This is a genomic window from Kibdelosporangium philippinense, from assembly GCF_021390435.2.
Taxonomy (GTDB): domain Bacteria; phylum Actinomycetota; class Actinomycetes; order Mycobacteriales; family Pseudonocardiaceae; genus Kibdelosporangium; species Kibdelosporangium philippinense.
Map to the genome: position 1 here is coordinate 876,925 of NZ_JAJVCN010000003.1, position 13,109 is coordinate 890,033.

At 64.2% G+C, this 13,109-nt stretch carries 12 protein-coding genes; 9 read left to right on the forward strand and 3 right to left on the reverse strand.

Annotation, left to right across the window (positions count from 1 at the left end):
- Positions 1-2: 2 nt before the first annotated feature.
- Both LWC34_RS35995 and LWC34_RS36000 read right to left on the reverse strand, forming a co-directional pair.
- Complete coding sequence (locus tag LWC34_RS35995; RefSeq protein WP_372496748.1) at positions 3-2,996, reverse strand: hypothetical protein; 2,994 nt, start codon at positions 2,994-2,996, stop codon at positions 3-5.
- Complete coding sequence (locus tag LWC34_RS36000) at positions 2,996-3,268, reverse strand: ALF repeat-containing protein (RefSeq protein WP_233729714.1); 273 nt, start codon at positions 3,266-3,268, stop codon at positions 2,996-2,998. The genes LWC34_RS35995 and LWC34_RS36000 overlap by 1 nt, the downstream gene beginning before the upstream one ends.
- A gap of 3 nt (positions 3,269-3,271) precedes the next feature.
- Here LWC34_RS36000 and LWC34_RS36005 point away from each other — a divergent pair, with 3 nt between their 5' ends.
- Positions 3,272-4,144: a tyrosine-type recombinase/integrase gene (locus LWC34_RS36005; protein ID WP_233729715.1), complete on the forward strand. Its 873-nt coding sequence runs from the start codon at positions 3,272-3,274 to the stop codon at positions 4,142-4,144.
- 226 nt (positions 4,145-4,370) lie between these two features.
- Here LWC34_RS36005 and LWC34_RS36010 read toward each other — a convergent pair whose 3' ends face one another.
- A complete protein-coding gene (locus tag LWC34_RS36010) occupies positions 4,371-4,598 on the reverse strand; it encodes a hypothetical protein (RefSeq protein ID WP_233729716.1) in 228 nt (75 codons plus the stop codon).
- 96 nt (positions 4,599-4,694) lie between these two features.
- On the opposite strand from LWC34_RS36010, the gene LWC34_RS36015 reads away from it, so the two are divergent.
- From LWC34_RS36015 to LWC34_RS36050, 8 genes are all read left to right on the forward strand, one after another.
- Complete coding sequence (locus LWC34_RS36015) at positions 4,695-6,119, forward strand: S53 family peptidase (protein ID WP_233729717.1); 1,425 nt, start codon at positions 4,695-4,697, stop codon at positions 6,117-6,119.
- 559 nt (positions 6,120-6,678) lie between these two features.
- Positions 6,679-6,996 carry a transposase gene (locus tag LWC34_RS36020; protein WP_233729718.1) on the forward strand — a complete coding sequence of 106 codons (318 nt, stop codon included), beginning with the start codon at positions 6,679-6,681 and terminating at the stop codon, positions 6,994-6,996.
- 187 nt (positions 6,997-7,183) lie between these two features.
- Positions 7,184-7,384 carry a hypothetical protein gene (locus tag LWC34_RS36025; protein ID WP_233729719.1) on the forward strand — a complete coding sequence of 67 codons (201 nt, stop codon included), beginning with the start codon at positions 7,184-7,186 and terminating at the stop codon, positions 7,382-7,384.
- Between the two features lie 4 nt (positions 7,385-7,388).
- Positions 7,389-7,862: a helix-turn-helix domain-containing protein gene (locus LWC34_RS36030; RefSeq protein ID WP_233729720.1), complete on the forward strand. Its 474-nt coding sequence runs from the start codon at positions 7,389-7,391 to the stop codon at positions 7,860-7,862.
- Positions 7,863-7,930: 68 nt separating this feature from the next.
- Positions 7,931-8,659 carry a hypothetical protein gene (locus LWC34_RS36035; protein WP_233729721.1) on the forward strand — a complete coding sequence of 243 codons (729 nt, stop codon included), beginning with the start codon at positions 7,931-7,933 and terminating at the stop codon, positions 8,657-8,659.
- A gap of 227 nt (positions 8,660-8,886) precedes the next feature.
- On the forward strand, positions 8,887-10,287 hold the full coding sequence (locus tag LWC34_RS36040; protein WP_233729722.1) for a hypothetical protein: 1,401 nt from the start codon (positions 8,887-8,889) through the stop codon (positions 10,285-10,287).
- Positions 10,284-10,853 carry a hypothetical protein gene (locus tag LWC34_RS36045; RefSeq protein ID WP_233729723.1) on the forward strand — a complete coding sequence of 190 codons (570 nt, stop codon included), beginning with the start codon at positions 10,284-10,286 and terminating at the stop codon, positions 10,851-10,853. The genes LWC34_RS36040 and LWC34_RS36045 overlap by 4 nt, the downstream gene beginning before the upstream one ends.
- The gene (locus tag LWC34_RS36050; protein WP_233729724.1) at positions 10,850-12,778 is read left to right on the forward strand and encodes a sbcc family protein; all 1,929 of its coding nucleotides are present in this window, start codon (positions 10,850-10,852) and stop codon (positions 12,776-12,778) included. Before LWC34_RS36045 ends, LWC34_RS36050 begins: the two co-directional genes overlap by 4 nt.
- The last annotated feature ends 331 nt before the right edge of the window (positions 12,779-13,109 follow it).

The following is a 13,109-nucleotide window of genomic DNA, read 5'->3' on the forward strand; positions in this document are numbered from 1 at the left end:
TATCACGGTGCGGGGATCGGGTACATGGTCCTGACCGAGCCGAACTTGTCCTGTACGACCTTGTACCACGTGGTCGGCGTGCCGCCGTGTTTCACGGAGATGTTACCAATGATCTGACCAGCGTCCACGTCACGCTCAAAGTGGCCGTCCGCGTTCGGACCACGGCAGTCGCAGTCGTTCGCCGCTTCGACCAGTTCGTCAAGGTTGACGTTGGGGTCGAAAGTGGACTTGTCAGGGGTGTAGTTCTTTCCGCCGATGAAGTGCTTTTGCACGACGTAAATCTTTCCCTCGGTGTCCAGCACCGCGTCCAGACAGTTGATAACCGTACCCGGATTGGCGGCGACGGCCCTGTCGCTGACCGCAGCGCCCTCGAACGATCGTCGTTGGCCGTCAGCCATCACCGCAGGCGCGACTTGCGTGCGGTTGGCCGCTTTGCAAGTGGAGCGGTACTTCTCCACGAGATCACTGAACTTGTCAAGCATTCGCCGGCCTACGGCTGAGGCTTCGAGGAATTTGGCGAGACCAGCGACGATCTTCGCGATCGCCGAGGCGACTTGTGGCAGCTTCGCGATCAGCACTAGCAGTGAGCCGACGTTGATCACGGTCCACAGACAAGCGGCCACATCGCCTTCACTGAAGCATTTCTTGGCGTCGGTGTAGCCGATCTCGTCGAGCAGGATCTGCCCTCCGTTCTGGATGATGAAGTCGATCAAACCGCTCTTGGCATCGTTGTGTGCCTTCTTGTACTGCGCGACACACGCCTCGACGTCCTTGGTCTCCGAGCGGCAGGCTGCCCGGAACGCGCCATCGTCGTCCTGACTCAAATCAACGCCGGGATCGCCGCCCACTGCTTCCACTGCAGCCTTTTGCAACTCCTGATTGCGCTTCCGTTCCGCTTCCTCGGCGCGGTCGGCTGCTTTGCCTGCGTCGACTGCGGCGTTGTAGGCGTTCTTGGCTGCCTCCGCGGCGCCGTCGGCGTGTTTCTGGGCGCTGTCGGCTGCTGTTTGGGCGGCAGCTGCGTCGATTTCCGCGCGGTCAGCGGCTCCGCGTGCTGCGGCTGCGTCGGCTTCGGCCCGGGTGGCGGCGGAACGTGCTGCTGCCGCGTCACTTTCGGCTGCGGCCGCGCTACGTCCGGCGATCCTGGCATCATTGGCCGCTGCGTTGGCTGCGGCGCGTGCCTTGCGTGCGTCCTCACGGGCTTGGGCGTCTGCCTGGTTGGCGCGTGCAGCGGCTGAGCGTGCTGCGGCGCCGTCGGCTGCTGCTTCTGCGGCTGCTTTTTGGGCGTCGGCGGCGGATCGTGCTGCGGCTGCTGACGACTTGGCTGCCTCGGCGGCGGCCTCGAATGCGGGCTTGACTTCCGCCGCAGCCCGGTCAGCTGCTTCCCTGGCTAGCCTGGCTGCCTCAAGCGCTTCCGCAGCGCGGCGTTCGGCTGCGGCTGCCTGCTCGGCACCGACCGTGCGGGCCTGCTCGGCAACCCGGACAACGAAGTCGGCGTCGATGTCCTGGCCAGTGAACGGCGCCACGACAATGATCGCGGTGTTCGCCGGTTGGGTGATCGCCTGCGAAGATGCCTTCGCCGCCGACGCCGCTTGCACCGCAAGGCTTGCCTGGGTCGCCGCGGAGACCGCTTCCTGTGCGGCGGCATCGGCTTCGGTTTTAGTGCGGTCGGCCGACATCTGCGCGTTCATGGCCTCGGACGCCGCCTGGTTGGCCAGGTTCGTCGCGTTCTGCGCCGCCTCAGCGGCCTTGGCCTCCTGGAACGTCGCGTCCGACGCCGCCGAGTTAGCCCGAAGAGCAGCCGCGTGCGTCGCTGCGGCTTCGGCTTCAGCCCGGTTTGCGGCCGCGTTCGCCCGAGCGGCCGCTGCCTGCGCGGCCTGAGCTGCCGCACGCGCACGTGCCGCGGCACGCGTCGCCTCGGTCGCTGCGCCACGCGCGCCAGCCGCCGCACCCGTAGCAGTGTTCGCTGCGTTGCGGGCCGCGCCCGCAGCGCCAGCAGCGATTGTCGCAGCGCCCCGGGCGTTGTTGGCCTCGGCCTGAGCTGCTGCGGCGTGCGGGCCGCCACGAGCCGCCGCGGCCAGGGCGTCCATCGCGTTGGCACGGGCTTCGGCCGCGCGCTGGTCACGTTCCGCTCGGTAGGCCTTGTCACGGCTGGTGACCGCGTTGCGTTCCTCACCGCGAGCATGAGTTTCCGCTTGCGCCGCAGCACCATCCGCCGCTTCAGCCTGGCCCCGGGCCGCCGCGGCGATGCCTGCCTGTATCTCTGCCTCGCCGCGCATCGAGCGTGCGACAGCGGCTTGTTGCTCAGCACGGCCCCGCGCGGCCACGGCGTTTGCTGCCTCGCGCTGTGCGATCGCTCGCTGTGCGGCCGCCGTGGCGGCTTCCCGTTCGGCGTTGATTCGGTGCTGACGGGTGCGTTCTGCCGCTGCCCATGCCTCCGCCTCTGCTCGTTCGGCTGCCTGACGGGAGGCCTTCGTGCGAGCCGCGGCATCCTTAGCCGCCTCCATCTGCACCCGCGCCGCCTCAGCGAGATCGGCGGCTGCGCGGGCGTGTGCTTGGGCGGTCTCACGCCATTTCTTGGCCTGCTCAGCGTGCCGCTCGGCACGTTCCTGGGCGTTGCGGGCCTGGTCGGTGAACGCCGCCGCGTCGATGGAGTGCGATGCCGTCTCGACTGCGGAGACCGCCGCCTTGGCCGCCTGGGACATCCCGAACGCCATCTGCGCCCACTGCGAGCCATACGGCAGACCGGTCTCGACGAGAACCTCGGCCTGGACCTGAGCTTGCACGGCCGCACGCCGCGCGTCATCCGCCGCAGCACGCGCGTTGTTCAACTGACGGGCGACTTCCGCCTTCACACCGTTAAACGAATCAACCGGGTGCTGCCCGCCCGCGGCGTTCGCCGCCAGGATCTGCTCAGCCCTACGGGCTTCGTTACCAGCCAGGATCAGGGCATTGGACGAGCGCTGCAGGGCACGAATGCCATTGCCGTGCTGCACCATCAACACCGGCGGGCCTCGTTCGCGCGCACGGACTTCTTGGCCAACTCCGAGAGGGCGTCTGCGGCTTTCTGCCGGGCTTCCTCATCAGCGAGGAACTTTTCCCGTGCCTCAGCGTCCTTTTTGGCCGCTTCGAGGTAGCCGGTGGCCAGGAACTGCTCGATCGCTGTGTCACCGGCGTCCAACGCCGTTTGCGCGGCACGCTTGACTTCCGGGCCACCCGCACCGAGAACCATCATCACCCGGACGCGGTTCACCTCGGCGCGTTCCTGCACGCTTTGCGTGAGCGCCGCGTCGGCTACGCCAACACCACCATCGCCAGCATCGTCAAACTCCTGTCGATGATCCTCACCGACGCCGCCGATGAGGGCCTCATCCCGTCCAACCCCGTCCACCGTCGACGACGACGCGGTCGACGCAGCCGCCGCATCCCGCCCGAGAAGGTCTGGGCGACACCCACCGAGGTCCTGCGCATCGCCGACCAAGCCACCGCACTCGGCGGCCAGACCGCGGGCCTGCTAATCATCACCGCCGCCTGGACCGGATGCCGCTGGGGCGAACTGGCCGGCCTGCACCGCGACAACATCGACCTCGAACGCGGCACCATCACCATCGACGCACGCATCGGAACCCTGCACGAAAGCGGCCACGGCCGCTGGCTCGGCGCACCTAAGACCGCGTCCTCCGCTCGAATCATCACCCTGCCGCTGTTCCTGGTCGGCTTGCTTCGCCAGCATCTCCAGCGACACGACAACGAGTTCGTCTTCACCACGAAGAGCGGAAAATGGTGGTGGCGCAGCACCTTCATCCGCCGCGTCCTCCACCCCGCCATCAACGGCAACGAAACCGAACCACAACGACGCACCCGGACCGTCCCCATTAGACCGGGACTGACGTTCCACGGACTACGGCACAGCCACAAAACCTGGCTCATCGCCGGCGGTGCACCCGAAATCGCGCAAGCACGACGCCTCGGCCATCACCTCACCAACCGCGTCACCGAGGCCTACTCCCACGTCGCCACCGAAGTGGAACTCAGGCTCCTCAACGACCTTCAACATCGTTGGCACACCGCCGCCCTCAACATCCGGGCACACCCGGTCCCACCAGAACCCGCGAACCGGCGCCTCTCCGGAGCACTCGCGGCATGACCACAACTGCGCTGACCCTCACACCACCGGCAAGAGGGACACCCCACCAACCCACACAACACCGATCGACCTGGAGCAGACTGCTCCAGAACCACAAACAGGGTCACCACAACACGATCACAAGGAGATCATCCATAAAACACAAAGAACCCGCCTGACCAGCAACAACAGCTAGTCGAGACGGGTTTCATAAGGGGTGGGCCTAACGTGGCACAACCCGAACTCTTCAGTTCTCGTAGAAGGGCCCGAGATCGCGATCCGGCCAGTAGGTATCCGCCCCTTCCCTGCCGACGTTGCGCAGACCAACAGTACTGGCGGGTTGGACGTGTAGTCCGGCCAGCAAGCGAGGTAGTTGCGGGAGGTCAGGGCGGTCAGCACCCAGTACTCGCAGCCGATCGGTGATCCGGATCGCGACACGGCAATGTTCGGTCAGATCGCCCCCATTCGTTGGCAATCTTCGGCAATCCTCGCGAGACTGGTGTGCGTGAGGATCCCGTCCCACTATCGACGGTCCCAGCACACAATGAATTTATCGGAAATGAGGACAAAAGTGTCTGCAGACGAGGCTGAGATGGTCGACGGGGAGTTGACATTGCTGCTGCGGCGGCGCCGTGAGCTTCCCGGTCACCTGATCGAGGGGCTCGACGTGGTCAGCAAGGACGAATTCGCCGAGAAATACGGTGCCGATCCAGCCGATGTGGACCTGGTTCGGGAGGTACTGGAAGCAGCCGGTGTGGAGATTGTCAGCGTTGACACCGCCGCGCGTCGCGTTGTGGTGGCGGGCAAGCTTCCCTCCCTGCCCGTACAGCTCAACGACATTGTGCTTTCCGTCTTCGGGCTCGGCCCCCAGCCGTACGTGCGTCCGCAGTACCGAATTCTGCCTGGTCAACCGCAAGTCGTCTACACGCCACCCGAGCTTGGTCACCTGTATGAATTTCCGGCCGACACGGACGGCACCGGTCAGACGCTGGCCATCATTTCCGTCACCGGTGGCTACCGACAGCAGGACATGGATTCCTATTTCGCCCAGTTGGGCATCCCGAATCCGGTCATTCGTAACGTCAATATCGACGGCGCCAAAAACGAGCCGGGAAAAGGAGCTGCCGAAGCCGACAGGGAGGTTGTCCTAGACCTGCAGATCGCGGGTTCACTGGCTACTGGGGTCCAACTCGTCAACTATTTCAGCCCCAACACGGACAAGGGAATAATCGACGCCCTGCACGCGGCCGTCCACGCCAGCCCGACTCCGACGGTCATCAGCATCAGCTGGGGTGCGCCTGAGGCAACATTCCCCGTCCACCTGCGCGATGCGATGAACGACCTCTTCGCGGAAGCGGCAATATTGGGCGTCACTGTCGTCGCGGCCAGCGGCGACGACGGCAGTAACGCCGGTGTACATGACGGTGGCTCTCACGTGATGTTCCCCGCGTCGAGCCCCTACGTGCTCGCCTGCGGCGGCACGACGCTGGTCGGCGATCCAGCTACCGGCACGATCGAGTCCGAGACGGTGTGGAACACCGGTTCGGCCAGCGCGACCGGGGGCGGGGTGAGCACTGTGTTCGACCTGCCCGCCTGGCAGGCCAAAGCAGACGTGCCGAACCGTTACGGCCAACACCAGGCCGGCCGCGGCGTGCCGGACGTAGCCGCCAACGCTGACCCTATGACCGGATACCAGGTGCTCATCGACGGCAAACTCGGCTTCGTCGGTGGCACCAGTGCTGCCACTCCGCTGTGGGCCGCCCTCGTATGCCGGCTGGTCGAGGCGTTGGGTCGGCCGCTTGGGCTGTTGCAGCCACTGGTCTACCAGGACTTGGCGCCCAGCAAGGTCACAGCCGGTTTCCGAGACGTCGTTGTCGGTGACAATGGCGCCTATGCCGCGCGTCCCGGCTGGGATCCCAACACCGGGCTCGGTTCCCCCCACGGGACCGCCCTGCTAGCAGCTCTACGAAAAATGAGCACACCAAACCCCACATGACATAGCCCTCTACCTCAACTCCACCTGGCTGGCGCCACTCGAACGAACGTGAGAAGAGTTACATGAGGCGGGCTTCTTCATCGAGCGGCTGCTCGAGCTGCGGCCGGAGCGGGTACGACAGCTCGACGCCCACCACGTCGAGAAGCTTATCACCAGCTACCAAGCCGGAGCGACGGTGTACGAGCTGGGCGGGCAACGCGAGTCTGCACGTTCGCACCCAACAACGATGGAGGTTCGGCATCGGCTTCGACCCGGAACGGCAGCGGGTGGAGGACTTCACCGAAGCCCGGTGCGCCGAGCTGATTCGGCAAGCGGCGGGGCTACCCGATCTTCAGCCGGCGATCCTGCGTCAAAGCCCGACGCGCCCAGCGCCGGTTCGACAGGAGTCGCACCGTGGGGGTTTGGGGGGCTCGGCCCCCCAAAATAATCCGCAACGAGCCGGGAAGGTTGCGAAGCAACCGACCAGGCTCGCCCCGAGTGGGCCTGACGTGGCACAACCCGAACTCTTCGATGCAGGTCGAAGGCCCCGAGATCGCGATCCGGCCGGTGGGAGCCTGTCGTGTCATGCGGAGTCGGTGAGTATTTCGAAGCCTCTGCTCGGCCGCCGCCTGCCAGCGGTGGCCGAGCCGGAACAACGGAGCGCTTCGAGTACGGCGTTCTGGTCGCGACGTCGCGACGGCGCCAGACCCTCTTCGCCGTCCACAATGGAACACTCGATGCCGAGGTGCTCCAGGACTTCCTCGGCAGACTTCGGGCCCAAGTAGGACGAAAGACGTACGCGATCATCGACCCACGCCTGATCTCCGACCACCGATCCCTCCGCACCTGGCTCGACGACGGAGGCGCCGGGCTCGTGGTGCATCTCCTGCCAACCTGACGTGGCACAACCCGGACTCTGCTGTGCTCGTCGTAGGCCCTGAGATCGCGATCCGCCCGGTAGGCGCCCGTCGTCGCTCGCCTACCGGGCGGCCTGGGTTCGGAAGAATTTCCGGATGTCGGTGACCAGGAGGTCTGGAGCTTGCAGCGAGGCGGAGTGGCCGCCGCGGGGATGCTGTGACCAGTGGGTGAGTGTGTTCGACAGTTCCGTCAACCCGCGGATCGACGACCACACCTGCCTGCTGGACCTAGCCTCCGAGTCACTCAACCTTGTCGCGTTCGTAGTCGGCACGCTCGACATCGACTTCGACGTCGAATCACCACCAGAACTCATCGACCACTTTCGCAAGCTGTCCCACCGCTTCGCGAAGGCGGCCACTCAAGCCTGAGTTCGTGCACAGCGAACTTGTGGACCTTGGGGGAGCTTATTACAACCCGAAGGACCAGGTCAGGGCCCTAGAGCAGCTTCGTCAGATGCTCCCCGGCCGCGAAGTACCCGAACCGAAGCTGACCGAGCGAGACCGGCCTCGGCGTGCCCGGCAACTCGGCAACGACGAAGTCCAGCAGTTGATCGCTGGCTATCAGTCCGGGTCGACGGTGTACGAACTGGGTGACCGGTTCGGCATCGAACGGCGAACGGTCAGCAACATCCTCCATCGGCACGACGTGCCCATGCGCCGCCGCGGCCTCTCCCCCGACCAGGTCGACAACGCCATCCACCTCTACAACCTCGGCTGGTCCCTCGCGCGCGTCGGCCAACATCTGGGCGTCGCCCACACCACGGTGCTGACCGCACTGCGCGAACGTGGTGTCCCCACCCGAGACACGCACGGACGTCCGCGGATCGAAGCAGGTGATCCTCGATGACCCGGCCGGCAGCTGAATCGTCAACCCGATCAAGTTCGGACGGCGCCACCGTCGTTAAGGCCGTCACCGTGATCATCGGCGTCGTCGTTGGCCTCACCTTCCTGTTTGGGTTCGGCAATGTCCTGAACCTCGCCCTGCGACTCGGCGTGCCCATCTGGGTCGCGCCCCTGGTCGCACCCGCAGTCGACTTGTCCATCCTCGGCCTCCTGCTCGGCACCCGGCACCTCGCCCTCCACGGTGCAACGCCCGTACAACTCCGGCCAGCCCGCCGCCTGCTCATCTTCGCCAGCCTCGCCACCCTCGCATTGAACATCGCGGACCCGATCGTCGCCGGGGACTATGGCAAGGCGGCCTTCGACGCCGTCGGTCCGTTCTTGCTCATCGGCTGGGCCGAGGTCGGCCCCGGTCTGCTGCAGGCCATCAGCGCAACGAGCACTAAGGCGGTATCAGGCACGGAACGCGCGACGAAGGCACTAAGCCCGAAACCTGAAATCGCCGTGGACAAGAGCAGCTCGCGCGGGACAGCGACCAACCCGAGCGCAACCACGTTCGCGTCGAGCGAGACGAACTCGGCCGAGATCCCCCGCGACCTGTTGGAGCTTGCGAGGCAGAAAGACGCGACTCACTGGTCCGTCCATCAGCGGCCAATCTCCGCCGATACCTTGCGCAGACAGCTCGGAATCGGGGCTAAACGGGCGAGGCAACTAGTTGCTCTCGTACGCTCCGAAAACTGTGTGCGGGTCGCGGACGAAATCAGCTCCGACGACATCGGCTCCGGTATGACGCTCGCAGTGTGACCGGTTGACAGGTATTCCTGCTCGCCGATGACACGGGCGGCGTGATTCCCGTACCTGAGTCAACAGGCTTCGATTCGTCCAGCAAGCTTGCTTCCGGCGCAGCCACTCACTCTGTCCTGCTACTCATGCTCGTAGTGGTCGGCTCAACGAGCGTCCACGGCGTTGGCATTCGGGTGATCGTTGAGCATCTAAGTGTGGAGGGCCTGTCCCAGCCATATAGTCACTCTGTGTTGCCTAAGCCCAGTGCCGCGCGATCGACCGCTGTCCAGCCGGGCATGGCCGACGTGACGGCAGCTGACCTGGTGGAGTCAGTTCCGCAATTGGATGACTCGGGCGCCAATACTGCCGATCGCTACGACTGGCAGGCTGCGATGGCAGCGGCAGACGGCCTGGCCCTCTACCGCGAGGGCCTGGGAGATGACGGCCGCCTTCGGCCTGACTGTCAGGACCGGGTGCTGTGCGAGTGGCAGGAGGACTGGGTCCTGTTCTCCGGCGACTGCGTCGAATTGGTGTCGGGCAAGCACCGCGATCCTTCAGCGGGCGCTTACACCACGGTTGTCAAGTTAGCCGACGACGGCGGCTTGGCTCACCTGTTCAACCGCTGGGCTGCGTTGCAAGAGACACCATTGTGCCGATTGGTCACTTCAGGCGGCCTGAGCAGCGGTCCGCCCCAGGAGTTGCTGGCGGCAGCCAGCTACATGCGCTCGTTGCGGGCGGCCGCCGAACCAGTGATCGTCAACTCCGAGCACGCCGATATCATTGCGAAGCTGCGCAAAGCCATTGCGATCTACTGCGACGACACCAGGAAACGTTGGACCGGAAATGGTTCCGCCGCTGCGGTCTCGGAGCAGAAATGTGACGCCGAGATCGCTCGGTTTCTGGCGGCGTTGACCATTGCTGAGAGCCAGATCCAACGTGATCACGTCGGCTTCGCCGCCCCATCGATGTATGTTCAGCCGATCTTGGACCAGCTTGGGGTAACGGGCTCAGCGGTAGCAGTGTGGGAGGCTGTGCTCAGCGTCTTCCGTGCTCGGATGAGATCCCGTGGTCCCCTACCGTCCGGTGGGTTGCCAGTGGTGCTGCAAGGCGGGGAGGGCCTGGCTGCGGTCACTCCGGAGGTCCAGCGGATGCTGGCATCACGGACAGTGACTATGCGTGATATCGAGACGGCCATAGCCACCGCCTTGACCATCCCTGGTGGTTACGAGCCAGTACCACGAATGCCGCGGACCTCCCGCCTAGAGGTCAAGATGAACGTCGGCGGTTGTTCGGACAACGCGATCGAGAGGGCGCTCAGTCTGCGGATTGACTACCAGGACTACTGGCGCGACCGCGAAAGTACTGAGGCGACAGCCCGAGTCGAACGCAAGCGGGTGGAGCGACTGCTGCACCGTGTCAGTGATCAGTCCACAGACACTGTCCAGCCACAAGGAGCGGTCTTGTGGCGTCGGCTACAGACTTCTGTGGACACGCTGGGGCCGGAGAAGTTGCCTGCGGGCATGGACGCCGACCTGGCATTGGGCGGCGTGTGTGACCTGGCAGGCCGATGCAAGGTCTGGTTTGGGCCACGGTTCGACGTTGAGGCCATCATTGCCCAGGTTCGGGCGGCCCATGAGGCGGAGACATGACCGAATTCGACGGAGCGGAACTCGCGCTGCTACGCGAAGATCTTGCCTACCACCAAGCCCGCGTGCTGTTGCTGGTCGATGCAGTATCCCGCACGAAGGGAAACGCCGGAAAGCTCGACGGTCTAACCAAGCTTGCCAAGCTGGATTTCCTGCTGCGTTACCCAGCCCTGGCGCCGGAGGTACTTGACCGACTTGACATGCGCGATCCGCGGTTGCATCTGGCGACCGAGGACGTAGCGGCGCCTACTGATGTCGAAGCGCCGATGACTCGATACAAGTACGGGCCGTGGGATGACCGGTACTACGCCGTGCTCGGCGCCCTGATTGGTCGTGGCCTGGTGCGTTACACCACCGCACGTAAGGGCAGCGTCGCTGTGGCCCCGACTGCCGCCGGCCGACGTCTAGCCGCGCAGTTGGCCAACAGCGGCCACTGGTCGGAAATCGCTGACCGTGGTGCGGCGATTGCTGACGCTTCGGCAGGCTTGGCGGGCAACGCGTTGAAGGACCTCGTATACCAACGGTTGGCTGATTTGATGGACCGTCCGCACCGGCAGGTGATCCGGTGACCGTCCGCTTCCGCATCGAAGTCGTGGCCCTGGACACCACTGAAGGTCGCGTCGAGTACCAGTTCACTTCCGACCTCACCGTCCTGGCGGGCCCGACTGGGGTCGGCAAGACCACGCTGCTCGAACTGATCAAGTTCGGGTTCGGTGTGAAAGCGACCTTGGCACCCGTTGCCGTCGAGCACATCGAGTCCGTCACCTTGGAAATACGGATAGGTGACGAGAGACTGCGGCTAGTTCGTAGCCTGGATAGCGCCAAACGTAAAAAGGTACGCGTCACCGACCTGATCACGCAGGAACGACTGCAAGATCACGACGCAGGCGAAAAGCAACCAGCTCTCAATACACTCCTGATGCGGTGCTTGGGACTACCCGACGACATGCTCGCGGCAGCTGGTGGCACCAGTACGCGGGCAGGCGCGCGCATCACCTTCGCCGACATCTTGACCTACCTCTACATTCCTCAGAGTCAGATTAACCGCGACATCGCTCACAGTCAGGAAAGCTACCGTGAGCCGAAACGCAAAGCCGTATTCGAGTTGCTGTTCGGTCTAACTAATTCCGAGATCCTCACTCTGCGTTCGACGATGAGCAAGCTCAAGGGCGAAATCGACACAGCTGACACAGAACACAACACTGTGGTGAAGTTCCTCCGCGACAGCGGTACTAGTAGCCGCGAGGAAGCCGAGCTCGCGCTTGAACGTGCCCAAGTTGCACAGTCCGAAGCTCAGAATCAACTCGTCGTGCTCCGAGAATCCATTGACCCCGTGTCCGACCGGGAGACGCAGACCCTGCGGGATCTGCTTGCCGAGGCTGAACGCGGCCTCGCTGATACCCGTAGCGCAGACGTCGATCTGTCACGTCGTCGTGTCCAGTACAACGCCGAGCGCCGCCGCGTGCAGGGTGACCTCGACCGGTTGGGCCGCATGCAGGAGGCGGGGCAGCGCCTTGCCGACATCGAGTTCACTGTCTGCCCCCGTTGTATGCAATCGCTAAGGCAGAGAACCGTGCCAGCCGATGCCTGCCGACTCTGCCTCCAAGACGACCCGGTCTCTGCAGACCAGAGTCAAGACCAGTACGAGATCCGCCAGCTCACCGAGCAACTTAGCGAGATGGATGAGCAGATCAACGCACTGGTAGACCAGCAAGAAGCCGTCGTGCGAGCGATCACCGAGCGGGAACGGCTCATCGCGCACCTCACGGCGACGCTCGACCAACGAACCACCCAACGGGTCACACCTCGCCTGCAAGCCTTCAGCGACGCGTCCCAACAAGCAGCCACAGCCAAGGCGGAGCAGGAGCACTGGGAGACGACCCTGCGCCAATGGGACGTAGTCGCGGATCTCCAAGCCACCACCGACGCCCTCCGCACCAAACGTGACAACACGGGCAGAGAGTTGGATCGCGCCCGACAGGAGATGCAACAGCGTCGTGAAGACATCCTTGAGGAGATCAGTGAGGAGTTCGATTCCACAGTCCGCGCTATTGGCATCCCAGGTGTGTTGACCGCCTCCGTGGACAGCGAGAAGTACTTGCCCGTCCTCAACGGGAAAGTCTTTTCAAAGGACAACCAACTCGCCGGCGGAACTACTACAGCCACCCAGGTCGCTTACTGGTGCTCCCTCCTCACGGTTGCCATGCGTCATCCCGAGACTGCCTACCCTGCCTTTCTCCTCATTGACAGCCCTCAGCTGGCGCTGAACGCCGAAGTCAATCTCACCGCAGCTATGTACCGGAGACTTACCACGCAAGTCGGCGTTTTGCCGGGACGGCTGCAAATCATAGTTGCCGATAACGAACTCCCCGACGACTACCGCAATAGCTACGCCGAAATCGACTTCGACTACACGCATCCCACTATCTCGACCATCGACCACCCCGGCCCAGCCCAGGTCACCCTCATCCACGGAGATGCCAGCGACGCTTAGGACAGCTAACGATTCTGTCGTTGGTGTTGGACGAGTCAGCTTCGACACTGTCGGTCGACCACCGCAACCAATGGCACCCGCACCGACGGACTGTTGCGTTGCGGGCTTACTGGTGGTCTTGACTCGACGTAGATGAACTGCCTGACGACCCCGCAGCGATATCGCGGGTTGACCGCGGTCAGATGTGCGTGAATGGTTTTGTCGACAAGGCCCGAGGCAGACCGGGGCACAGCTACAGCGTTCCCCTTCTATTGACGACTCGCCAATTGCAGGTCCGTCGGCAGGTCGAACAGATTGCCTCATCACCCAACATCCTCCCAAAGATCCACTC

Excerpts from the sequence above, each read along its gene's own strand:
- LWC34_RS35995 (WP_372496748.1), bottom strand. The coding sequence starts at position 2,996 with ATGGTGCAGCACGGCAATGGCATTCGTGCCCTGCAGCGCTCGTCCAAT.
- LWC34_RS36045 (WP_233729723.1), top strand. The coding sequence starts at position 10,284 with ATGACCGAATTCGACGGAGCGGAACTCGCGCTGCTACGCGAAGATCTT.